Below are 21,813 nucleotides of genomic sequence, written 5' to 3'. Positions count from 1 at the left end.
TGCCGCAGGCACCGGTGACCGCCCGGGTCATTGAAGCGGGGGGACGGGCTGTCTATCTGGGCATTCCCCGCCCGCCGTCCCGGATCGCCCCGCCATGACCGTCGCCCCCATCCCTGCCGAATGGTCGCCGCACCGGGCGATGTGGGTCGGCTGGCCCAGCCATGCGGACCTGTGGGAAGACAATCTGGAGCCGGTCCAGGTGGAGGTCGAGGCGCTGGTGCGGGCGCTGGCCGGGCCAGGGCGGGAACACGTCAAACTGCTGGTCGGCAATGACGAGGCCTTGTCCGGGGCGCGTGAACGGTTCGAGGGTGTCGCCGGGGTGACGGTCGTGCCGGGGCAGTTCGGCGACATCTGGCTCAGGGACACCGGGCCGATCTTCGGGGCGGGCTCGGCGACGGCAAGGTCGTTCCGCTTCAATGGCTGGGGCGGGAAATACAATCTGCCGTTCGATGACACGGTCGCCGACCAGATCGCGGGGGCGGCGGGTGTTCCGCTGGGCCGGACCGATGCGGTCATGGAAGGCGGGGCGCTGGATCACAACGGCGAGGGTACGGTCCTGACCACGCGGCAGTGCCTCCTGAACCCGAACCGGAATGAAGGCTGGAGCGAGGCGCGCGCCGAAACGGTCCTCGCCGAAACGCTGGGCGCGACGCGGGTCGTGTGGCTGGGCGATGGGCTGATGAACGATCACACCGACGGCCATGTCGACAATCTGGCCCGGTTCGTGGCCCCGGGAGTCGTGGCCTGTCCGCTGGCGTTCGGGAGCAATGATCCGAATGCGGAGGTTTATGACGCCTGCGCGCGGGATCTGGCCAATGCCGGTTTCCGTGTGGTGCGGATTCCATCGCCGGGTCTGGTCGCCGATGAGGACGGGGGGCCCATCCCGGCCAGCCACATGAATTTCCTGATCGCCAACGGGGCGGTGGTCGTGCCGACCTATGGCAATGAGACGGCGGCGCGGCTGGCGGGGGAAGCTCTGGCGGTCGAGTTGCCCGATCGCGAGGTCGTCCTTCTGCCGTCGACCGCCATCCTGACGGGCGGCGGATCCTTCCACTGCATCAGCCAGCAGGAGCCGGGCTGAGTGGTTAGTGGTTGGTGAGCGGCCAGCGGGAGCTGGGCCGGGTGAAAAGTGCTAGTGCTGGTGAGCAAGGCGAGATCGGCCAGCAGGACGTGGGTTGAGTGATTAGTGGCTAGTGATTGGTGATTGCTGGTGACGGAGAGCGGGGAGGGTTTGGTGACGGAGGGCGTCAGAAGCTACCGCGATCTTCAGGTCTGGAAGGCGGCGATGGATTTGACGGAAGCTGTCTATGAGGCCACGGCGCACTGGCCGTCTGACGAGCGGTTCGGACTGATCAGCCAGGTTCGGCGGGCCGCTGTTTCGGTGCCCTCAAACATCGCGGAGGGCGCGGCGAGGCGCAGCACCGGAGAGTTCGTTCAGTTCCTCGGCATGGCGAGGGGATCACTGGCCGAAGTTGAAACCCAGCTGATCCTCGCGCGGCGTTTCGGGTACACACCAGAAAGCGATACGCGCGCGCTGCTGTCGGGTGCGGATGAGATCAGCCGCATGCTGGTGGCGCTGATCGCATCATTGAAGCGGCGGCAACACGCGTGACCCGGCAGCCACTAGCCACCAGCCACTAGCCACTCACCACCAACCCAGCCCCCGAGCACCATGACCCGCACCCTCACCGTCGCCGCCCTGCAGTCGTCCTATGGCGAGGACATGGAGGCGAACATCGCGCGGACCGCCGATCTGGTGCGGGAGGCCGCGTCGAAGGGGGCGCAGGTGATCCTGCCGTCGGAGCTGTTCCAGGGGCCTTACTTCTGCGTCTCGCAGGAGGAGAAGTGGTTCGGCACGGCGTATCCCTGGCGCGAGCATCCGGCGGTGATCGCCATGGCGGAGGTGGCCAAGAGCCTCGGCGTGGCCATTCCGGTGTCGATCTTCGAGCGCGAGGGGCCGCACTATTTCAACTCGATGGTGATGCTGGACGCGGACGGGTCGCCGCTGGGCGTCTATCGCAAGAGCCATATTCCCGACGGCCCCGGCTATCAGGAGAAATACTATTTCCGCCCCGGGGATACGGGCTTCAAGGTCTGGGACACCCGGTTCGGCCGGATCGGCGTCGGCATCTGCTGGGACCAGTGGTACCCGGAAACGGCGCGCGCCATGATGCTGATGGGGGCGGAGGTCCTCTTCTATCCGACCGCCATCGGGTCGGAGCCGCACGACAAGGAACTGGACACCGCCGATCCGTGGCGGCGCGCCATGCAGGGCCATGCCGTGTCCAACGTCGTCCCGGTCGTGGGCGCGAACCGCACGGGGCATGAGCAGGTGACGGCGGCGGGGCAGGTGTTCTACGGCTCATCCTTCATCGCCGATCATCGGGGCGATCTGGTCGAGAGCTTCGGCCGCGACGATCAAGGGGCGCTGGTCCACACCTTCGATCTGGACTACGTCGACCGGCACCGGGCGGCCTGGGGCTTCTTCCGGGACCGGCGAACCGACCTTTACGGGGCCCTGTCGGCCCCACGCCCGGCCTGAAGCGTCACGGCAGGGGAATCGCGAGGGCGGCGCGTTCGGCGGCGCAGGCGGGGCTGGTGAGGCCCCGTGCCCGGGCCGCAGCAATCTCCTGACGTGCGCCGGCGGCCTCAGCGGCGAAGGCGGGAGTGGCGGCGATGGCCCCGAACACCGCCCGGCCGAGATCTTCGCCGGTCACCACGTCCGACGGATAATGCATGCCGCAGACCATGCGGCTGACCGCGATCTCGTGGCCGATCCGGTTCAGGGCATCGGCCTGTTCCGGAACGAGGGCGGCGAAGGCCGCGCCATAGGCCGCCCCGACCGCGGCGCTGCCCGAGGGGTGAGAGGGGCTGGCGCGGGCGGCGGGCGAAGCGACCTGACAGGCCGGACGATCCGGGTCCACGGCGACAGGGCGAGGACGGGGGGCGCGCGCCTTGGCCAGCTCCGCCGTCTCATCTGCATCGTGCAGCACCCGCTCCAGCAGGGCCACCAGACGGGGCGAATCGGCGGCGGTCAGGCGAAAGCCGAGGGCGCAGTCGAAATGGGCGAGGGCGAGCGCCGGTCGCAGCTCGGCATGGCGGGTGGCCAAAAGCCAGCGGTCGGTGTTTTCCAGTGCCCGCAGCCGGTCCGAGGCGGCGATATCGGCGCGGGCGGCCTCGGAGCCCTCGACCGGCGCCGGTGGCACGGCGGCGGCGAGGGCCTGACGTTGCCCGGCCTCCAGCCAGGACCCTGCCGCGGACCCGGCGGCTGCCGCCATCGGGGCGGCTGTCCGCAGGGACGGGGCGCAGGCCGACAGCCCGAGGACAAGGGCCGCGACGGCGACACCGTCCGTGACCCTCACGCCCCGGCGACCCAGGTCAGTTGGACCGAGGTGGTGCCGGCCTCCGTCAGGGAAGCGACCACCTGGAGGGTGACGTCGCCGTCGGGATCGGCCGCCCCATAGGCGCGGGCGTCGCCCTGGTTCATGGCCATGACGGGCAACAGCCCGGCGGCGGCCGCGCGGTCTTCATAGAAGGCGATCACGGCGGCGGGGTCGGCCTCCGTCGTGTAGGTGACCAGCCCGCCGGGGCCTGCCGGACCCGAGGCGGACAGGGCGGGATCATCCAGAGACGCGCCAGGGTACAGGACCGCGAAAGCGGGCGCGCCCGGGGCCGCAGGCACACCGGCCGTGCTGGAGAAGGGGGCGGGGGTGGTGGTTCCGCCCCTCTCTTCCGGGGCGATACTGGCCCCGGTCTCACCGTCGCGTCCGCACGCTGCCGTCAGCGCCGTCGCTGCCGACAGCGCGAGGGCCGCCATGATACGCTTCATCCCGTTTCGTCCTTGAAAAGACGTGTGTTGCCGCCACCGTGGCGCATCGGTGGGGCGGCAGCAAGGCGTTCAGCCACTCGCGGCATCGGCGTCCGTGTCGCGGGCCGGAGGCGTGTCGGCCTCGTCATCGGTGCCTGGACCGACGCCTGTATTGGTGACGGGCTCTGCAGCGGGGTCAGGCGCGGGCGGGGTGGCCTGGGCCCGACCGTGGGCGGCCATGGCCTGGTCGACGGCGGCCTGGTCCGGATCGTCGTCAGAGCCGGTCGCGGCCCCGCCCTGAAGCGAGCCTGCACGCGTGTCGGAGCCGACGCCGCTGCCGGTCAGGGCCTCGCGCAGGGTGTCAGCGGTGCGGCCCAGATCGGGACGTTCGCCGACGTCATCGGCCTCGGTCGCTTCGGGGGTCTGGGAGGGGTCGTCGGTCATGGGGCGCTCCGGTCTGTCAGGATCAGAAACCCCGATACAGGCAGCGGTTCCCCGCAAGGACCTCCCCGTCCGCCGGTCGGCGAACGGGGAGGGGGCAGCCTTACTTGCCGAACAGCTTGGCCCAGCGGCGCTTCTCGCGGGTCTTCCACGCCCCGCGGTGATAGGCGTCCGAGCCGATCAGGGGCACGACGGTGGTGGCTTCGGCGAAGACCATCTGTTCGTGGGTGGTCTGGACCTTGCCCCAGGAGGCGGCCTCTTTCAGGGTCGAGGACGAGCAGGCCCCGTCGCGGACGTCGGCGACGGTGATCTGGACCGCATAGCGGTGCATCTCGGCCTCGATGCCGAGGATCTCCGCGCAGACGACCGTGTCCTGGGCGAAGTTCTTCGGCACGCCGCCGCCGACCATGAACAGGCCGGTGACGCCCGCCGCGATCTTGATGTCGGTCAGTTCGCGGAAGTCGGCGACCGCGTCGATCATCAGATAAGGCTTGCCCTCGGCGATCCGCTCCTTCTGGTGCTTGACCAGGCCGAAGCCGGCGGAAGAGTCGACGAAGGCCGGGCAGAAGATCGGCACGCCTTCTTCATAGGCGGTCTCGATCAGGCTGCCGGGCTTCTTGGCGTTGCCTTCCGACAGCCACTTGCCCATTTCCCAGATGAACTCGCGGCTGGAATAGCCGCGCGGCTCCAGCCGGTTGCAGATCTCCAGGATGGTGTGGTCGCAGGCCTGGAGCTCTTCCTCGTCGATATAGGTGTCGTAGATCCGGTCGATGTAGTTTTCGCGCAGGACGTTGTCGTCCACCTCGCCGGCGGCCTGGTAGTGTTTGAAGCCGAGCGCCTCGAAGAAATCCATGTCGACGATGGAGGCACCGGTGGCGACCACGGCGTCGATCATCCCGAACTTCACCATGTCGCGGTACACATGCATGCAGCCGCCGGCCGAGGTCGAGCCGGCAAGGATCAGCCACGGCGAGCAGTCCTTGTCCTCGATGGCCATGGAGAAGATGTCGGCGGCGCGGGCGGTGTCGCGCGACGAGAAGCTCATCTTGCGCATGGCGTCGACGATGGGCCGGGCGTCGAAGGACGTGATGTCGATGTGCTCCACGACGTTCTGGAGCAGCTGGGCCTTCTGGTTGGTCTGAACGGGAGCGTTCATTGCAAGGGTTTCCCTTTGGTTTGAGCGCCCGTCGTCAAAAGAAGCAGCGGCCCGGACGGAGCGACGGGCCGCTGCTGGATAGAACGCAAAGGTGACGGTTTAGCGCCGGGCCTTCTTGCGCTGGCCGGCCTTGCCCTTGGGGCGCGACAGGCGAACGACCTTGCGGGCCTGCTCTTCCGCCGTGGTGCGCACGGTCGGGATGGAGCGGGGTGCCAGACCGTAGAGCGAGGCCATCGGGGCGTCCTCGACTACGGCGAGATCGTGCTCGCCATAGCCGTTGAAGCCGGTGGACATGGCCACGCCGTAGGCGCCGAGCATGCCGATCTCGATGAAGTCGCCCTCACGGATGTCGGCCGGCAGCCAGAACGGACCGGGCATGTGGTCGATCGAGTCGCAGGTCGGTCCATAGAACTGGAACGGCTTGAGATCGGCCGACGCGTCGCCGTCCCGGACCAGCTTGGTCGGGAAGGGCCAGCGCGAATGGGTGGCGTCGAACAGCGAACCGTAGGACCCGTCGTTCAGATACAGGGCGTCGCCCTTTCTCAGATCGACGCGGGCCAGGATCGAGGAGCTTTCGGCGACCAGGGCCCGGCCGGGTTCGCACCACAGCTCGGTCGTTTCCGACACGGGCATCTCGTTGAAGCCGCGATGGATGGCGTCGGCGTACTCGCTCATGTCCGGCGGCACCATGCCGGGATAGACCGAGGGGAAGCCGCCGCCGATGTCGACGATGTCCACGATCACACCCGCGCGGCTGATGGCGCGACCGACCTGGGCCATGGCGGCCTGGTAGGCGGTCGGACGCATGCACTGGGAGCCTACATGGAAGCAGACGCCCATCAGTCCGTCCTTGACCGCCCGGCGGGTCGCCAGCAGCAGGGACGGGGCCTGGTCCGGCGAGATGCCGAACTTGCCCGACAGGGAATAGGCCGCACCGTCGGCAGACACCGCCATGCGCACCAGCAGGTTGAGATCCGTCGCACCGCCGGTGGCGTCGAGAATCTTGTTTAGCTCATCCTCGCAATCGAGCGAGAAGGTGCGCACGCCATGGTCAAAGTAGGCACGGGTGATCGCCGCCCGGCTCTTGACCGGGTGCATGAAGGCCAGACGCGCATCAGCACTGACCGAACGAACGAGTTCGATCTCGGCCAGAGATGCGACGTCGAACCCGGTGACGCCCGCCTCGATCAGGGTCTCGATGACCCAGCGCGACGGATTGGCCTTCACCGCATAGAAGACGTCGGCCTTGAGATTGTCCTGGAACCAGCGCGCCGCTACGGATACCGAACGCGGCCGCACGAGTGCGACTGGACGTTCAGGGGACCGCTCGCGGACCAGGTCCAGGGGAAAATGATACGTGCGCAATTCACGTAAACCCCTGTAATTGTTAAACCCAGACCGGCGTTAGCAGCGCAACGTTAGACCTACGGGGTCCGCCGGAAGCGGCCATATGGGGTCAGCGAACTGTCATGTAAAGCGGTTTTTTCAGGGCGGCCGCGCAGGGGCGTGGTGATCGTCAGGGGCCGGACGGACGCGTTATGAACCGACAGGGGCCGAAACCGTTCAGCTTGCTTGCTGACGACCCGGGGGCGGAAACATGAATCGGTGGCTGTTCTGGTGGCGAACCCTCTCTCGCCAGTTGTGGGTGAGGGCCAGTGTCTATGCTGCGGTCGGCGCGGCGGCGGCGCTGATCGCCCTTTTCGGCGCGCCATGGATGCCGCGAGAGGTCGCGGAACGCCTGGGCGGGGAGTCCGTCAGCCAGATTCTGACCATCCTCGCCTCCAGCCTGCTGGGGGTGGCGACCTTCTCGGTCGGGGCCATGGTGACGGCCTACACTGCCGTGTCCCAGGCCGCGACCCCGCGCGCGGCCTCGCTCGTGACCAGCGATCCGGAGGTCCAGAAGGCGCTGGCAACCTTCGTCGGGGCCTTTCTCTATGCGATCGTCGCGGTGACCGCGATCAATGCGAACTACTACGGGCAGGAGGGCCGGGCGATCCTGTTCCTGTTCAGCCTCGGGGTGGTCTGCCTCGTGGCCTTTCGCCTGCTGGCCTGGATCAACCGCCTGTCCAGTCTGGCGCGGGTCGGCCATGTCATAGATCTGACCGAAGGCCAGACGCGGGCCGCGCTCCGTGAACGCCGGAAGATGCCGTGGATGGGCGGTCGGCCGGGGCACATCGAGCCGGGGTTCATCATCACGGCGGCGGAGACCGGCTATGTCCAGAACGTCGACCCGGCGCGGCTGCAGGCAGAGGCAGAGACCCAGGACTGTCATGTCGAGATCCTGGCCGCCCCCGGTGACTTCATCTGCCGCGGCGCGCCCATTGCGATGCTCAGCAATCCGGCCTGTGACGATCGGGGCCGGGACGGTTTTCGGTCCGCTTTCGCCATCGGAGGCCAGCGTTCCTTTGATCAGGATCCGAGGTTTGGTCTGATCGTGATGGGAGAGATCGCCGCCCGGGCGCTTTCGCCGGGCGTCAATGATCCCGGCACAGCCGTCCAGGTGCTCGGGGCCGCCGTGCGCATCCTGGACGAGTGGGCGGGACCAGACCCGCAAGAGCCCCGGGAGGTTCGCTATTCCCAAATCTGGGCCCCCGGACTCAACGAGGCCGATCTGGTCTCGGACGTGTTCGGGCCGGTGGCACGCTTTGGCGCGAGCGACGTGTCCATGGCGGTTCACGTGCAGTCGATGCTGGCCGCCCTTGCCGTTCACGAGGGGCCGGTGGCCGAAGCGGCGAAACGGGAAGCCGAAGAGGCGCTGGAACGGGCCCGTCTCGTTCTTGCCCTGCCCGCCGATGTGAGGCGCGTGGAACAGGTCTGGCAGGGCGGCTGACCGGGCCTGTGCGACCGCCACGCACGCCGCCACGCTGGACGGGGGCTTCGCCCGCGTGGCATTAAGACTTGCCAGAGCGCTCATCCCGCGTCATCCGGCGCCTCTTGTCTTCAGCCGCCGTCAGCGAGTTCATGAGTTCATCCGCCGCCAGCCCCGCGCCCGGCCCGCTCATGACCGGTCTGGTCATGGCGCGCGACGTGTCCAAGACCTTCGGTGTTCGCAAGGCGCTGGACGGGGTCTCGGTGTCGGTCGCGGCCGGAGAGATGGTCGCCCTGATCGGACCTTCCGGATCGGGCAAGTCGACCCTGCTGCGCTCGATCACAGGCCTCCAGACCATCGATCCCGGTGCCGGCCGGATCGATGTCTTCGGTGTCTGTGTGCAGAAGAACGGGCGGACGACAGCCGCGGTGCGCGCAACCCGCCAGCAACTGGGCATGATCTTTCAGCAGTTCAATCTGGTCGGACGCCTGACCCTGTTCACCAATGTCATGCTGGGCGCGCTCGGGCGCCTGCCGGGCTGGCGGGGCCTGTTCGGGGCATGGCCGGGCGCGGACAAGACCCGGGCCATGGCCGCTCTTCACCGCGTCGGGGTGGCCGACTATGCCGCCCAGCGGGCCAATACCCTGTCCGGCGGACAGCAGCAGCGGGGAGCGATCGCCCGTGCGCTGGTGCAGGGGGCCCGGGCCATCCTGGCGGATGAACCGGTCGCCTCGCTGGATCCGGTCTCGGCGCGCAAGGTCATGGAACTGCTGGTCGAGCTGAACAAGCGTGACGGGCTGGGGGTGATCGTGACCCTGCACCAGGTCGACTACGCGATCCGCTACTGCGACCGGGTGATCGCACTGAAGGCCGGCAAGATCGCCTATGATGGCCCGTCCACCGCGCTGGACACGGCCCGCCTGATCGACATCTACGGTCCCGAATTCGAGGACGCCTTCTGGGAAGCCAAGGCATGACCTTTGCCCGCATCACACGCCGTCTTGGCGTCGCCGCTGCCGTCGCCGCCCTGGTGTCCCTGTCCGCCTGTGGCGGCGGGGATGAGGCCCGGACCGGGGGCGCGCCCGAGAAGATCACCTTCTCGATCCTGTCGGCCGAGGGGCAGGCCTCGGCCGGGCCCCTTTGGCAGCCGCTGCTGGATGACATGTCGACCTCGATCGGCATCCCGGTGGAGCCTTTCTTTGGCTCGAACTACACGGTCCTGGTGGAGGCCATGCGGGGCAACCAGACCCAGGTGGCCTGGTTTTCGGCCAAGCCCGCGGTCGAGGCGATCGATCGCGCCGACGGCGAGGTGATTGCGCGCACGGTAAACCGCGAGGGTGCCGACAGCTATCGCTCGACCCTGATCGTCAAGACAGGGTCCGGAATCACGCTGGATCAGGTCCTGGCCTGCGGAAAGCGTTTCGACTTCGGCATCGGCGACGCCCAGTCGACCTCGGGGACGCTGGCCCCGATGGCCTTCCTGTTCAACCCACGCGGCATCGTTCCGGAACAGTGCTTCAGCACCGTGCGCGCCGCCAACCACCAGGCCAATGCCTTCGCCGTGGCGACCGGCGTGGTCGATGTCGCGACCTCCAACACCGTAAATACCGTGTTCCTCAACCGCCAGAACCCGGCCATCGCCGCCCAGATCACCGAAATCTGGGAGTCGCCGCCCATTCCCGAGTCGGGCATCGTGGTCCGGGGGGACCTCGACCCCGCGACGAAGGAGAAGATCCGCGCCTTCTTCCTGTCCTATGGGCAGGGCGAAGGGGTGGAGGCTGAGCGTCAGCGCCAGGTTCTGGCCGGGCTGGAGTATTCCCAGTTCCGGGCCGCCGATGATTCCTATCTGAACCCCATCCGCGAAATGGTGGCGGATCAGGACCTGGCCGAGGCAAAGGCCAGGGGGGACAACGCCGCGGCGGCGACCGCCGAGACGGAACTGCAGCGGCTGCGGTCGCTGCGCGAGGTCCAGCCTTGATCGACAGTGCCATCCCGGCCCCGCCGTCGCGTTCGCTCGCGGCCCGGCTGCTGGATCTACTGATCTGGGGCGGCGTGGCCGTCCTTCTGATCTACAGCATCGACGATGTGAACCTGGGCGACCTGTCGCGGCTGTTCAGCAATGCCGAGAACACCCGCACCTTCGCGGCCGAACTGCTGAGGCCCGACTTCACCGACTGGCGGCTGTTCGTCGAGAAAATGTGGGAGACCGTCCAGATCGCCCTGTGGGGGACGTTCATCGCCGTGTTCGCCGCTGTGCCCATGGGCCTGGCCGCGGCGCGCAATGTGTCGCCAGTGTGGGTGGTGACGCCGGTGCGCTGGATCATGAACATGCTGCGGTCGATCCCTGATCTGGTGATCGGGCTGCTGTTCGTGGTGGCTGTGGGTCTGGGGCCCCTGCCCGGCGTTCTGGCGATCGCGCTGAATACCGCCGGGGTGCTGGCCAAGCTGTTCTCCGAGGCGGTCGAGTCGATCGACAAGGGGCCGGTCGAGGGGGTGCGCGCCACCGGTGCGACCTCGCTGCACGAGATCGTCTGGGGGGTGATCCCCCAGGTCGCGCCGCTGTGGACCTCGTTCGCCCTTTACCGGTTCGAGTCGAACAGCCGCTCCGCGACCGTGCTGGGGCTGATCGGGGCCGGCGGGATCGGCCAGGTGCTGTTCGACCGGATGAACGCCTTCGACTTCCGCGACGTTTCGGCGGTGGTGGTCATCGTGGTGATCGCGGTGACCCTGATCGACATGCTGTCACAGGCCATGCGCAAACGTCTGCTTTAAGCGTCGCAGAATTGACCCCCGAGAGACCGCATGATGTCGTCGACCCCGCCCCGCCGTCTGTTCGTTGCCGGAGCCGCCGCCGCGGCCCTGATCGTCGCCGCGTGCGGCGAGAGCGGACAGCAGAGGAACGGGATCTGGGCCGCAGGGTCCTCGACCGTGTTTCCGTTCGCCACCCGCGTGGCCGAGAATTTCGGCCGAAACAATCCGGAAGGCGCGCCGCCCAGGGTCGAGTCCCTCGGGACCGGGGGCGGCATCCAGGCCTTCTGCCAGGGCCTGGGGCCCCGGACGCCCGATATCGCCAATGCCTCGCGCCGGATGAAGGCGTCGGAATTCGACCAGTGCGTCGAGAACGGCGTCAGCGAGATCATCGAGATCAAGATCGGCTATGACGGTCTGGTCGTGGCCACGGCCCGTTCCGGTGCGGACTTTGTGATCGCGGGCAGCGACCTCTACCTGGCGCTGGCCAAGGAGGTGCCGGGCCCGAACGGCGAGTTCATCGCTAATCCGTACCGCACCTGGGCCGAGGTCCGCCCGGGCCTGCCGCAGGCCCGAATCCAGGTCTATGGCCCGCCGCCGACCTCGGGAACGCGCAATTCGTGGGTCGAGCTGGCCATGACGCCGTCCGCCGAGGCCGTGCCGCAACTCGCCGAGCTGGCGGAAAGCGATCCTGATCGCTTCGAGGCCATCGCCCACACCCTGCGTGAGGACGGGGCCTGGATCGAACTCAGGCGAGAACGACAATGCCATCGTCCAGACCCTGACCCGGACGCCGGGGTCGGTCGGGGCGTTCGGATACTCCTTCCTCGAGGAGAATATCGGCGAGGTGAAGCCGGCCAGCGTCAACGGCGTGTACCCGGATCTGGAAACCATCGCCTCGGGTGAGTATCCGATCTCCCGCTCGATGTTCATCTATGTGAAGAAGGCCCACATCGGGGTGACGCCGGGGCTGCAAGCCTTCCTGACCGAGTTCACCTCCGAGGCGGCGACCGGCCGGGGCGGCTATCTGCAGGACCGGGGCATGGTGCCCCTGTCCCCGGAAGAGCGGACCGCCCAGCGTGACGTGGTGACCAATCTGACGGTCATGGCCCGTCCGTAACAGGACGGCCGGGTCGCTCAGGCGGCGGAGCGGCGCCGAACCCGGGCAATGCGACGCAGGCGACGCCAGAAGCGTCCGCGCTCGGGCTCGGGATAGGGCTCCAGGTTCTCGACGAACTGCTCGGCCGAGGCGCGCCAGCTGAACCGTTCCGCATAGGCCCGGGTGGCCGCCCTGTCGCAGTCCAGGGCCTTCAGACAGGCGACCTTCAGGTCCTCGTCGATCGCGCCGGCGTTGGAGCCAGGGATGATGTCGATTGGGCCGTGGGCCGGATAGGCGGCGACCGGCGTGCCCGTGGCCATGGCCTCCAGGATCACCAGGCCAAAGGTGTCGGTCCAGCTGGGGAAGACGAACACGTCCGCGTCACGGAAGCAGCGCGCCAGCTCCTCTCCGAACCGGGCCCCGAGGAATTTCGCCCCCGGATAGCGGGCCTCCAGATCGGCGCGGGCCGGGCCGTCGCCAACGACGATCTTGGTGCCGGGCAGGTCGGTCTCGAGGAAGGCCTCGATGTTCTTCTCGACCGCGACACGGCCGACGTTCAGCCAGAACGGACGCGGCCAGTCCTTCCCGCCGATCTGGTCGTAGATCCGCTCAAGATCCGGCCGGAACTGCTCGGTGTCCACACCGCGCGACCAGGGCGAGATGTTCTTGAAGCCGTGCTCTTCCAGCTCGGCCTTGAGCGTCGGGGTGGCCACCATCAGCCGTCCGGACGGCTTGTGGAACCACTTCATATAGGCGTAGCCGACCTGCACCGGGACCGGGAAGCGCGCCGAGATATATTCAGGGAATTTCGTATGATAGCTGGTCGTGAAGGGCAGCTTCCACTCGACGCAGATGCGGCGGGTGGCGATGCCGATCGGCCCCTCGGTGGCGATGTGAACCGCCTCGGGCTCGATGGCACGGAGGCGTTCGCGGATCTCTTCCTCGGCCCCGAGCGCCAGCCGGATCTCCGGATAGGTCGGGGCCGGGATGGTGCGGAACTGGCTGGGTTCGATGACCTCGACCTCATGGCCCATGGCCCGGCACTCGGCCACCGTGCGGGTCAGGGTGCGGACGACGCCGTTGACCTGGGGCTCCCAGGCGTCAGTGGCCAGAACGATGCGCATGGACGGGCGGCGGCTCTTACCGGTGGGCGAAGGCGCAGAGACTTAGCCGCTTGCGGAACGGAATGCGAGACGTCACAGCCTCTCCCGTTTCGATCCGGATAGGTCTATGTGCGCGGCCATGAACGCACACGTCACGCCGCCGGTTCTTCTCAGCCAGGACTGGGACACGCTGGATCAGGGCAAGTTCGCCGATGAGGCCACCACGGTCCGGGGCCTGCTGGCCGCCGCTCCGCTGAACCCGACCGCCCGCGCGGCGGTGGTCGCCGATGCGGTCGCCCTGGTCGAGCACGCCCGCCGGAGCCAGAAGAAGCAGGGGGTGGTCGAGAGCTTCCTGCAGGAGTTCAGCCTCGGCACCCGCGAGGGTCTGGCCCTGATGTGTCTGGCCGAGGCCCTGCTGCGGACGCCGGACGAGGACACCCGCGACCGGCTGATCGCCGAGAAGATCGGCTCGGCCGACTGGGCCAGCCATCTCGGCCAGTCCGACAGCCTGTTCGTCAATGCCTCGACCTGGGGGCTGATGCTGACGGGCAAGCTGGTCGATGCCGACGATCAGGCGAAAAGCGACCTGCCGGGCTTTCTGGCGCGGGTGGCGGGGCGTCTGGGCGAGCCGGTGATTCGCCAGGCCGTGGCCGCCGCCGTCCGCATCATGGGTGAGCAGTTCGTGGTCGGGCGCACCATCGAGGCGGCACTGAAGCGGTCGAACAAGGAAGGCTGGCTGTGCAGTTTCGACATGCTGGGCGAGGGTGCCCGCACGGCCGCCGATGCCGAACGCTATGAGCGCATCTATGCCGACGCCATCACCGCGGTGGGCCGGACGGCAAAGGGGCAGGGGCCCGAGGCCGGCCACGGCGTCTCGGTCAAGCTGTCGGCCCTGTCGCCCCGCTACGAGGCGACGCATGAGGACCGGGTCTGGACCGAACTGTATCCGCGGATCAAACGCCTCGCCCTGATCGCGGCGGCGGCCGACATCAACTTCACCATGGATGCGGAGGAGGCCGACCGGCTGGCCCTGTCGCTGAAGCTGCTGGATCGGCTGGCGCATGAGCCGGAGCTGGGGTCCTGGACCGGGCTCGGGCTGGCCGTTCAGGCCTATCAGAAGCGCGCGCCCGAGGTCATCGCCCGCGTCGCCGACCTGGCCCGGACCAGCGGCCGGCGGCTGATGGTGCGGCTGGTCAAGGGCGCCTACTGGGACACCGAGATCAAACGGGCCCAGGTCGCGGGCCGGCCGGACTATCCGGTCTTCACCACCAAGGCGGCGACCGACCTGAACTATCTGGTCTGCGCCCGGGCCATGATCGATGCGGCTCCGCATCTGTACGCCCAGTTCGCCACCCACAACGCCCATTCCCTGGCCGCCGTCCACCGGATGGCGGGCGAGGCGGGGGTGAAGATCGAGTTCCAGCGCCTGCACGGCATGGGCGAGGCCCTGTACGAGGCGGCCGCCGAGACCTTCGGGCCCATCACCGTGCGGGCCTATGCGCCGGTCGGGGGCCATGAGGACCTGCTGCCCTATCTGGTGCGTCGCCTGCTGGAGAACGGGGCAAACTCCTCGTTCGTCCATGCCCTGCTGGACGAACGGGTGCCGGCCTCGGCCGTCGCCGCCGACCCCATCGCCGCCGTCGAGGCCCACCCCGACCGCCACCCCAAGATTCCCACGCCCAAGGACATGTATATGGACCGCCAGAACTCGCCCGGCCGCGACTATTCGCAGAAGGCCGACCGCGAGCGCCACGCCGCCGCCCTGCAGAAGGTCGATGCCGAAACGCTGACCGCCGGGCCGATCGTGGGCGGTCGGCTGATGGCCGGTACCCACCCTCAGGCGGTCACCAATCCCTATGACCGGACCCGGATCCTGGGCCATGTGTCCGAGGCCTCGACCACCGATATCGACAATGCCGCTACAGCCGCCGCACAGGCCCAGGTCGCCTGGGACCGCGCCGGCGGATCGCGCCGGGCCCCGGTGCTGCGCGCCATGGCCGATGCGCTGGAAGCAGATATGGACCGGCTGGTGGCCCTGCTGAGCCGCGAGGCCGGCAAGACGCTGAACGACGGCGTGGCCGAGGTGCGCGAGGCGGCCGATTTCTGCCGCTACTACGCCATGCTGGCAGAGAAGGATTTCGGCGGGCCGCAGACCCTCAATGGCCCGGTCGGCGAGACCAACCGGCTGGTGCTGCACGGACGCGGCGTGTTCGCCTGTATCAGCCCGTGGAACTTCCCTCTGGCCATCTTCACCGGCCAGATCGCCGCGGCGCTGGCGGCCGGGAACGCCGTGCTGGCCAAGCCGGCCGAACAGACCCCGCTGATCGCGGCGGAGGCCGTGCGTCTGTATCACAAGGCGGGCCTGAACCCTGACCTGCTCGCCCTGCTGCCCGGGCGCGGCGAGACGGTGGGCGCGGCCCTGGTCAATCATCCGCTGGTCGACGGCGTGGCCTTCACCGGCGGCACCGACACGGCCACGGCGATCAACCGCTCGATCGCCGGCCGCCCGGGGCCGATCCTGCCCTTCATTGCCGAGACCGGCGGGCTGAACGGGATGTTCGTGGATACCACCGCCCTGCGCGAACAGGTCATCGACGACGTCATCGCCTCGGCCTTCGGCTCGGCCGGTCAGCGCTGCTCGGCCCTGCGCATCCTGTATGCGCCGAAGGAGTTGGCCGACAGCCTGATCGAGGGGCTGAAGGGGGCGCTGGCGGCCCAGGTGCTGGGGGATCCGTCGGATCCGGCCACGGACATCGGCCCGGTCATCGACACCGAAAGTCGCAAGGTTCTGGAAGCCCATGTCGAGCGGCTGGGTCGCGAGGCGAAGGTTCTGGCCCGGGCGACCCTGCCCGACGGCTCGGAGCGGGGGGACCTGTTCGCCCCGACGATCGCCGAGATTCCGACCCCGGACTATCTGGAGCGTGAGGTCTTCGGGCCGATCCTGCACATCTATCGCTATGACGCGGCCGACCTGAAGACGGTCGCCGGCAAGCTCGCCGCGCGGGGCTATGGCCTGACCCTGGGGGTCCACAGCCGGATCGAGGCCTTCGCCGAGGAGGTCATGGCGCTCGTGCCGGCCGGCAACGTCTATATCAACCGGGGCGTCACCGGTGCGGTGGTGGGTGTACAGCCGTTCGGCGGCGAGGGCCTGTCGGGCACGGGACCCAAGGCCGGCGGGCCCAACAGCCTGATTCGCTATGCGTCGGAAAAAGCGATCTCGAACAACATCTCGGCCCAGGGTGGCGACCCGGCACTGCTGAATCTGTAAGTGCCACCCTCTCCCACCGGGAGAGGGGCTCACTGACCCGTCCGCAGCGAATTCTTCGCCATGGAATGAACCGTTGCGCTCACAGGCGGCACCTTTATCCCGATGACGGAGAGGGCAGCAGCATGAGGGGGGCGACCGGCCGGGTGCTGGACGAGTACCTCGTCGTCGCGGCGGCGGCGGGAGATCGCCGCGCGTTCGAGGATCTGGCCCGGCGCTGGAACCGAAAGCTGATCGCCCACGCCTGGCGTCTGACCGGCGACGAGGACGCCGCGCGCGATGCTGCCCAGTCCGGCTGGGTCGAGATCGCACGGGGCATAGGCGGCCTGCGTGACGAACGCGCATTCCCCGCCTGGGCCTACCGGATCGTTTCGCGTCGCTGCGCCCGCTTCATCGCCGGACGACAGGCGGATCGCGCCCTGGCCGGCGAGGTCGCGGCCCAGCCAGAACTCTGCGGCCGAGACAGCCGACGAGGCCATCGGCGTTAGGATGGAGGGCGAACGTCTGCACGCCGCCATCCGCGCCCTGCCGCCCGCGCAGCGGGCCGCGATCGCCCTGTTTCATTTCGAGGAGATGACCGTCGCCGAGACGGCCGTCGCCCTCGACACCCCGGCGGGGACCATCAAGACCCGCCTCATGCACGCACGCCTCGCCCTGCGGGCCGTGCTGGAAGGAGACGACCATGCGTGACATCGACCAGACCGTGAGCGATGCGCTTGCCAAGGAGGAGCGGGCCCTGCTGGCCCGGATCGATCAGGATCCAGGCCATATCGCGCAGTTGGCGGCCCTTTTCGGGGGCAGGAGCGGCTGGGTGAGTGTCGTCCTGATGATCACCCAGTCCGTGCTGTTTGTCGCGGGCGTCTGGGCCGGCTGGCGGTTCTTCGGTGCCACCGACGCCCTTTCCGCCCTGCACTGGGGCCTGCCGGCCGCCGTGCTGCTGATCATGGCCCTGATGATCAAACTGGCGATGTGGCCGGCGATGCAGGCTAACCGCCTGATGCTGTCCCTGAAGCGACTGGAACTTCTGATCGTCCGGTCGCGCCAGACCTGACGGCGTGAGCCGTGCACCCTCTCCCGCCGGGAGAGGGCTCGCTATTCGTGATCCGTCAGCGGCGGGTCATGGCGACGTTGCCGACGTCCATGCTGCCGAAGGGCAGGAGGGGCAGGGTCATCCGGACGTTTCCGTGAAAGCCGTCATTCCGGCGGCCATTGAGGCTGTAGATCATCCGGGCGGAATCGATCCTCACCGAGACGATCAACTCGCCCCGACGAAGCCGGCAGTCGGCGGGCTCATCATCGACTGTGCAGGTGAGGTCCGACGACCCCCGCGCGGTGACGACCAGTGGCATTTCCAGCCGCCCGCTGTCGGTCTTGACCGTGACGCGCCCCTCACCGCCCTCCGCGGGTGTCAGGCGCAGGGTCCAGTCCCCCAGGAGCTCGCTGCGCTGAAGCGTCTGGGCGTTCGCGCTGCCGGCGGCGATGCTGGCGGCAAGAAGGATCACAAACCCGTGCCGACCATATCCTGCCATGTCTGCCTCCATGCTTCCGCACGAGGCTAGGAGACGGCAGCACGACCTGGCGAGTGAAATTCCCGACAGGTTTCAACAGCAACCGCCGCAGTCGGGATGTCACTCTCCCTCGCGCTACGGTGGAGAAACAGAAGGCAGCGGAATATATTCCGCTGCCGCCCTTGTCGGGGCGTTGGTGGCTCCCATCTCACTCCTGCTGGTCTTTGAAACGTTCATCCCCCCAGTGGCCGTCATGGCTGCAGATTTCGCATAATATCGTCACCGTGACTCTCGGGCCGTGATCAAGGCCTTGAAATCGTTCAGAGCGACCCGGCCAGAGTCACCCTAAGTCACCCTGTTTTGAGTCACGGTGACTCAGGCCGGCCAGCCGCCGGCGCGGCTGAGGGCGCTGGGCTTTGGTCTTCCGATCTTCGCGCCGATCCAGCGGGCGGTCTCGATCAGGGCGTCGAGGTCATAGCCGGTGCTGAACCCGGCCCGTTCCAGCATGTAGACGAGGTCCTCGGTGGCGACATTGCCGGTGGCCCCGGGGGCGAAGGGGCAGCCGCCGATGCCGCCGACCGAGGCGTCCAGCACATCGACGCCCGCCTGGACCGCCGCATAGGCATTGGCGACACCGGTGTTGCGGGTGTCGTGGAAATGCAGCCGCAGGGTCGCGTCGGGGGCGGCGGCGCGGGCCGCCTCGACCTTGCGCGTGACGGCCCACGGATCCGCCACGCCGATGGTGTCGGCCAGACCGATCTCGGTAACGCCCAGACCCGCGAGAGCGGCGACCCGCTCACTGACCTGGTCCACCGAGACCTCGCCGTCGAAAGGACAGCCCCAGACACAGCTGAGGGTGGCCGACAGGGCAGGAACCGGCGTGCCGGTGCCGTCGGAATTGTGCCTCCGGGCGAGGATGTCGGCCAGCATGGCCGTCTGGTCGGCGACGGCCAGACCCTGATTCTTCAGCCCGAAGCCGTCGGTGACGGACAGGGAGACATTGACCTCGTCCACCCCGGTGCCGAGCGCCCGGTCATAGCCCTTGCCGTTCAGCACCAGACCGATGCGGCTGCGGCCCGGGGCAGAGGGAAGGGCGGTCATGACCTCTTCCGCCCCGGCCATCTGGGGCACGAGCCGGGGATGGACGAAGCTGACCGCCTCGATGCGGCGGGCCCCGGCCGCCTCGAGCCGCAGGACCATTTCGGCGCGTGCGGCGGGGTCGAGGATGATCTTTTCGTTCTGCAGGCCGTCGCGTGGGCCAACCTCGACGATCTGGATGGGCCGGCTCACGGGCGCGAGGCCGGGGCGGCCGGGGCGTCCGGCGGGGCATAGACGGTCAGGCGCACATCGTCGCCGCTGGAATAGTTGTGGCCCGTGACCACGCCCACGGCACGGCCGGGCACGCCGGTCCGGGTGGTGGCCAGACGGAAGGCCTCGGCATCCTGGCCCTCGACGATGGCGGGGCGCCCGGCGGCCAGCGCCCGGGCGGCCCCGTCCGCGTCGGTGAGTTCGGTATCGCGGCCGGCGAGGAAGACGAAACTTGGCTCGTGGAAGGTGGTGATGGCGACGGGCCCCGGGGTCAGGCCCTGGTTCGGGGCCAGGCCGTTGGCCTCGAGCGTCTCGACCAGCCGGGGCGCGATCGACAGCGGCCGCAGCTGGCGAAGGGTTCCGGCCAGGGCCGTGTGGGCCAGAACGCCGAAGACCAGGGCGATCAACAGGCCCGCGACGGCTTCGCGGTTCAGAAGCAGGAAGCCCCCGATCAGGGCGGCGGTGACAGCCGAGACGACGGTGATGTTGGCCCAGGTCTGGGCCGTCGTGCTGCCGAAGGCGGTCAGGCCATAGACGGTGATGCCGGTGATCACGAGGGCCGCGAACAGCGCCAGCCCCGCCCCGGCCCATTGCGAGATCCGGCCGATCGGTCGGGTCAGGGCGGCCGCCATCAGCAGGGCGATCGCCCCGAAGGTGGGCAGGGTATAGTGGGGCAGCTTGGTGGGAGTCAGCTCAAAAATCAGCCAGGCGGGCACCAGCCAGCAGACCAGAAACCGGATCGCCGGCTCGGCCCGACGGTGCCAGCCGGTCGACAGGGCGGCGGGCAGCAACAGGGTGGCGGGGAACAGCAGCGCGGGGGCCAAAAGGGCGTAGATGCCGGGCGGACCTCCATGGCTTTCCTGGGCACCGGCGACCTTGGAGGCCATGTCGCCCAACAGGGCCTCGCGCCAGAACCCGCCGTCGGTGGCGATGGTGACGGCGATGGCCCAGGGCCCGACGATCAGGGCGACCAGCGGCAGACCCCAGCCCCAGCCCAGACGCTTCAGCCAGGCCCACTGGCGATCCCACAGCGACAGCATCAGGACGGCGGGGACGATGACCAGCAGGCCGATCGGACCCTTGATCAGGATGGACAGGCCCAGGCCCAGCCAGATCATCAGCTTCCACGGCCGCTGCAACGGGTCGCCCTTGATCAGGGGCCCCACCCGGGAGGCCATGTACAGCCGCGCCAGCCCCGCCATGGCCAGGGTGACCGAGCCGCACAGCATGGCGTCGGTCTTGGCGATCCCCGCCTCGGTCGACAGCAGGAAGGTCGCGCCCAGCATGGCCCCGCCCAGAAAGCCCGCCCGGGCGCCGAACAGGGCCGACCCGACCCAGGCGCAGGCCCACGCGGCCAGCATGGCCCCCAGCAGCGAGGGGATGCGGTAGGGGGCGATGTCGCGGTTCCCGACCTCGGAGGTCAGGCCGACGGTGACGGCCTGCATCCAGTAGATGCCGACCGGCTTCTTCCAGCGCGGATCGTCCTGGAAGCGGATGTCGACATAGTCGCCGCTCTCCAGCATCTGGGAGGTGGCCTGGGCGTAGCGGCTCTCGTCCCGGTCCAGCGGGGGCAGGAGCAGCAGGCCGGGCAGGCCGGCGATCAGGGCGACGAGCGCCGCCAGCAGGGGGCCGCGCCAGCCGGCGAGATGGCGATCCAGGTTCGGGCGCGTCATGGAAGGGTTCCTATCACGGCCTTGCGGCCGGCGTCAGCGGCTCTCGCCTCCGTGACCGTGGCGCAACCCCGGCATTTGCGTCTAGAGAGCGACCATGCAGAGCTCTGGAACCCCGGACATTTCCATCGTCGTGCCGGTCCATGATGAGGCCGGGGCCGCAGGGCCGCTGGCGCGCGAGATCGCGGACGCCTTCGCCGGCCGGCCGCACGAGATCATTTTCGTCGATGATGCCAGCCGAGATTCGACGCTCGCAGAGCTCCGGGCCCTGACGGGTGAACTGCCAACGCTGCGCGTGCTGGCCCACACCAGCAACGCCGGCCAGAGCCGGGCCGTGCGGACGGGCGTGCTGGCCGCGCGGGGCGCGATCATCGTGACCCTGGACGGCGACGGACAGAACCCGCCGGCAGATGCGCCCCGGCTGGCCGACGCCCTGCTCGCCGCACCGCCGACGGTCGCGCTCGTCGGCGGAGTGCGTCAGAAGCGACAGGACTCGGAGGCCAAGCTGTGGGCGTCACGCTGGGCCAACCGGATCCGGAAGCGACTGCTGGGCGACGACGCCGACGACACCGGCTGCGGGCTGAAGGCCTTCCGACGCGAGGTCTTCCTGCGGCTTCCCTATTTCGATCACATCCACCGCTATCTGCCGGCCCTCGTGATCCGGGAGGGATATGAGAACCGCTATCTGCCGGTCGGCCACCGCCATCGCGAGACGGGCCGGTCGAAATACACCAACTGGGGACGGCTGCGGGCCTCGGTTTCGGACCTGCTGGGGGTCGTCTGGCTGAAGTCCCGGTCCCGTCGGCCGGGGCCTGTGTCCGAGTACTGAAGTCGCCCCGCCGCGCGAGTGGTCCGGCGTAGCCGGGGACCACGAACCGCGGTATGTAACCTTAACAAG

Annotated in this window: 21 protein-coding genes and 1 pseudogene; 13 read left to right on the top strand and 9 right to left on the bottom strand. The window is 68.6% G+C overall.

The window, feature by feature from the left end:
- Positions 1-94: 94 nt before the first annotated feature.
- From SJY26_RS01050 to aguB, 3 genes are all read left to right on the top strand, one after another.
- Positions 95-1,081, top strand: coding sequence for an agmatine deiminase family protein (locus tag SJY26_RS01050; protein WP_396594321.1), 987 nt, complete (start codon positions 95-97; stop codon positions 1,079-1,081).
- Between the two features lie 129 nt (positions 1,082-1,210).
- A complete protein-coding gene (locus SJY26_RS01045; protein ID WP_396595685.1) occupies positions 1,211-1,612 on the top strand; it encodes a four helix bundle protein in 402 nt (133 codons plus the stop codon).
- A gap of 60 nt (positions 1,613-1,672) precedes the next feature.
- Positions 1,673-2,542 carry an N-carbamoylputrescine amidase gene (aguB, locus tag SJY26_RS01040; protein ID WP_396594320.1) on the top strand — a complete coding sequence of 290 codons (870 nt, stop codon included), beginning with the start codon at positions 1,673-1,675 and terminating at the stop codon, positions 2,540-2,542.
- Between the two features lie 4 nt (positions 2,543-2,546).
- Here the strand turns inward: aguB and SJY26_RS01035 are convergent, their stop codons facing one another.
- From SJY26_RS01035 to SJY26_RS01015, 5 genes are all read right to left on the bottom strand, one after another.
- Positions 2,547-3,362 (bottom strand): phosphatase PAP2 family protein, encoded by an 816-nt coding sequence (locus SJY26_RS01035; RefSeq protein ID WP_396594319.1) that lies wholly within the window; start codon positions 3,360-3,362, stop codon positions 2,547-2,549.
- A complete protein-coding gene (locus SJY26_RS01030; protein ID WP_396594318.1) occupies positions 3,359-3,829 on the bottom strand; it encodes a hypothetical protein in 471 nt (156 codons plus the stop codon). Before SJY26_RS01030 ends, SJY26_RS01035 begins: the two co-directional genes overlap by 4 nt.
- 69 nt (positions 3,830-3,898) lie before the next feature.
- Entirely contained in the window at positions 3,899-4,252 is a 354-nt protein-coding gene (locus SJY26_RS01025) for a ribonuclease (RefSeq protein WP_396594317.1), read from the bottom strand.
- Between the two features lie 100 nt (positions 4,253-4,352).
- The gene (locus SJY26_RS01020) at positions 4,353-5,405 is read right to left on the bottom strand and encodes a deoxyhypusine synthase (RefSeq protein ID WP_396594316.1); all 1,053 of its coding nucleotides are present in this window, start codon (positions 5,403-5,405) and stop codon (positions 4,353-4,355) included.
- A 99-nt stretch (positions 5,406-5,504) separates the two neighbouring features.
- Entirely contained in the window at positions 5,505-6,770 is a 1,266-nt protein-coding gene (locus SJY26_RS01015) for a type III PLP-dependent enzyme (RefSeq protein WP_396594315.1), read from the bottom strand.
- Between the two features lie 232 nt (positions 6,771-7,002).
- Between SJY26_RS01015 and SJY26_RS01010 the strand changes: the two genes are divergently transcribed.
- The 5 genes and pseudogenes from SJY26_RS01010 to SJY26_RS00990 all read left to right on the top strand — a co-directional run bounded on the left by SJY26_RS01010 (position 7,003) and on the right by SJY26_RS00990 (position 12,082).
- A complete protein-coding gene (locus SJY26_RS01010) occupies positions 7,003-8,235 on the top strand; it encodes a DUF2254 domain-containing protein (protein WP_396594314.1) in 1,233 nt (410 codons plus the stop codon).
- 131 nt (positions 8,236-8,366) lie between these two features.
- Positions 8,367-9,191, top strand: a complete 825-nt coding sequence (gene phnC / locus SJY26_RS01005; protein ID WP_396594313.1) for a phosphonate ABC transporter ATP-binding protein — start codon at positions 8,367-8,369, stop codon at positions 9,189-9,191.
- On the top strand, positions 9,188-10,192 hold the full coding sequence (phnD, locus tag SJY26_RS01000) for a phosphate/phosphite/phosphonate ABC transporter substrate-binding protein (RefSeq protein ID WP_396594312.1): 1,005 nt from the start codon (positions 9,188-9,190) through the stop codon (positions 10,190-10,192). The genes phnC and phnD overlap by 4 nt, the downstream gene beginning before the upstream one ends.
- Positions 10,189-10,986: a phosphonate ABC transporter, permease protein PhnE gene (gene phnE / locus SJY26_RS00995; RefSeq protein ID WP_396594311.1), complete on the top strand. Its 798-nt coding sequence runs from the start codon at positions 10,189-10,191 to the stop codon at positions 10,984-10,986. The genes phnD and phnE overlap by 4 nt, the downstream gene beginning before the upstream one ends.
- A 33-nt stretch (positions 10,987-11,019) precedes the next feature.
- A pseudogene (locus SJY26_RS00990) lies at positions 11,020-12,082 on the top strand (substrate-binding domain-containing protein).
- A gap of 17 nt (positions 12,083-12,099) precedes the next feature.
- Here the strand turns inward: SJY26_RS00990 and SJY26_RS00985 are convergent.
- Positions 12,100-13,185 (bottom strand): glycosyltransferase family 4 protein, encoded by a 1,086-nt coding sequence (locus SJY26_RS00985; protein WP_396594310.1) that lies wholly within the window; start codon positions 13,183-13,185, stop codon positions 12,100-12,102.
- Positions 13,186-13,303: 118 nt separating this feature from the next.
- On the opposite strand from SJY26_RS00985, the gene putA reads away from it, so the two are divergent.
- The 4 genes from putA to SJY26_RS00965 all read left to right on the top strand — a co-directional run bounded on the left by putA (position 13,304) and on the right by SJY26_RS00965 (position 17,480).
- Positions 13,304-16,432, top strand: a complete 3,129-nt coding sequence (putA, locus tag SJY26_RS00980) for a bifunctional proline dehydrogenase/L-glutamate gamma-semialdehyde dehydrogenase PutA (RefSeq protein ID WP_396594309.1) — start codon at positions 13,304-13,306, stop codon at positions 16,430-16,432.
- A gap of 122 nt (positions 16,433-16,554) precedes the next feature.
- On the top strand, positions 16,555-16,917 hold the full coding sequence (locus tag SJY26_RS00975; RefSeq protein ID WP_396594308.1) for an RNA polymerase sigma factor: 363 nt from the start codon (positions 16,555-16,557) through the stop codon (positions 16,915-16,917).
- A gap of 1 nt (position 16,918) precedes the next feature.
- Entirely contained in the window at positions 16,919-17,119 is a 201-nt protein-coding gene (locus SJY26_RS00970) for an RNA polymerase sigma factor (RefSeq protein WP_396594307.1), read from the top strand.
- Complete coding sequence (locus tag SJY26_RS00965) at positions 17,112-17,480, top strand: DUF6768 family protein (RefSeq protein WP_396594306.1); 369 nt, start codon at positions 17,112-17,114, stop codon at positions 17,478-17,480. Before SJY26_RS00970 ends, SJY26_RS00965 begins: the two co-directional genes overlap by 8 nt.
- 55 nt (positions 17,481-17,535) lie before the next feature.
- Here the strand turns inward: SJY26_RS00965 and SJY26_RS00960 are convergent, their stop codons facing one another.
- The 3 genes from SJY26_RS00960 to SJY26_RS00950 form a co-directional block, all read right to left on the bottom strand.
- A complete protein-coding gene (locus SJY26_RS00960) occupies positions 17,536-17,958 on the bottom strand; it encodes a hypothetical protein (RefSeq protein WP_396594305.1) in 423 nt (140 codons plus the stop codon).
- A gap of 354 nt (positions 17,959-18,312) precedes the next feature.
- On the bottom strand, positions 18,313-19,227 hold the full coding sequence (locus SJY26_RS00955) for a hydroxymethylglutaryl-CoA lyase (RefSeq protein WP_396594304.1): 915 nt from the start codon (positions 19,225-19,227) through the stop codon (positions 18,313-18,315).
- The gene (locus SJY26_RS00950) at positions 19,224-20,918 is read right to left on the bottom strand and encodes an ArnT family glycosyltransferase (protein WP_396594303.1); all 1,695 of its coding nucleotides are present in this window, start codon (positions 20,916-20,918) and stop codon (positions 19,224-19,226) included. The genes SJY26_RS00955 and SJY26_RS00950 overlap by 4 nt, the downstream gene beginning before the upstream one ends.
- Before the next feature lie 94 nt (positions 20,919-21,012).
- On the opposite strand from SJY26_RS00950, the gene SJY26_RS00945 reads away from it, so the two are divergent.
- Complete coding sequence (locus tag SJY26_RS00945) at positions 21,013-21,744, top strand: glycosyltransferase family 2 protein (RefSeq protein ID WP_396594302.1); 732 nt, start codon at positions 21,013-21,015, stop codon at positions 21,742-21,744.
- Positions 21,745-21,813 lie beyond the last annotated feature (69 nt).

It is taken from the genome of Brevundimonas sp. R86498 (assembly GCF_044598075.1).
Lineage (GTDB): Bacteria > Pseudomonadota > Alphaproteobacteria > Caulobacterales > Caulobacteraceae > Brevundimonas.
This window is presented reverse-complemented; position numbering and strand designations above follow the sequence as displayed.

Excerpts from the sequence above, each read along its gene's own strand:
- phnD (WP_396594312.1), top strand. The coding sequence starts at position 9,188 with ATGACCTTTGCCCGCATCACACGCCGTCTTGGCGTCGCCGCTGCCGTC.
- SJY26_RS01025 (WP_396594317.1), bottom strand. The coding sequence starts at position 4,252 with ATGACCGACGACCCCTCCCAGACCCCCGAAGCGACCGAGGCCGATGAC.
- aguB (WP_396594320.1), top strand. The coding sequence starts at position 1,673 with ATGACCCGCACCCTCACCGTCGCCGCCCTGCAGTCGTCCTATGGCGAG.
- SJY26_RS00970 (WP_396594307.1), top strand. The coding sequence starts at position 16,919 with ATGGAGGGCGAACGTCTGCACGCCGCCATCCGCGCCCTGCCGCCCGCG.
- SJY26_RS00975 (WP_396594308.1), top strand. The coding sequence starts at position 16,555 with ATGAGGGGGGCGACCGGCCGGGTGCTGGACGAGTACCTCGTCGTCGCG.
- SJY26_RS01050 (WP_396594321.1), top strand. The coding sequence starts at position 95 with ATGACCGTCGCCCCCATCCCTGCCGAATGGTCGCCGCACCGGGCGATG.
- SJY26_RS00965 (WP_396594306.1), top strand. The coding sequence starts at position 17,112 with ATGCGTGACATCGACCAGACCGTGAGCGATGCGCTTGCCAAGGAGGAG.
- SJY26_RS01020 (WP_396594316.1), bottom strand. The coding sequence starts at position 5,405 with ATGAACGCTCCCGTTCAGACCAACCAGAAGGCCCAGCTGCTCCAGAAC.
- SJY26_RS00960 (WP_396594305.1), bottom strand. The coding sequence starts at position 17,958 with ATGGCAGGATATGGTCGGCACGGGTTTGTGATCCTTCTTGCCGCCAGC.
- SJY26_RS00950 (WP_396594303.1), bottom strand. The coding sequence starts at position 20,918 with ATGACGCGCCCGAACCTGGATCGCCATCTCGCCGGCTGGCGCGGCCCC.
- SJY26_RS00985 (WP_396594310.1), bottom strand. The coding sequence starts at position 13,185 with ATGCGCATCGTTCTGGCCACTGACGCCTGGGAGCCCCAGGTCAACGGC.
- phnC (WP_396594313.1), top strand. The coding sequence starts at position 8,367 with ATGAGTTCATCCGCCGCCAGCCCCGCGCCCGGCCCGCTCATGACCGGT.
- SJY26_RS01010 (WP_396594314.1), top strand. The coding sequence starts at position 7,003 with ATGAATCGGTGGCTGTTCTGGTGGCGAACCCTCTCTCGCCAGTTGTGG.
- SJY26_RS00945 (WP_396594302.1), top strand. The coding sequence starts at position 21,013 with ATGCAGAGCTCTGGAACCCCGGACATTTCCATCGTCGTGCCGGTCCAT.
- SJY26_RS01030 (WP_396594318.1), bottom strand. The coding sequence starts at position 3,829 with ATGAAGCGTATCATGGCGGCCCTCGCGCTGTCGGCAGCGACGGCGCTG.
- putA (WP_396594309.1), top strand. The coding sequence starts at position 13,304 with ATGAACGCACACGTCACGCCGCCGGTTCTTCTCAGCCAGGACTGGGAC.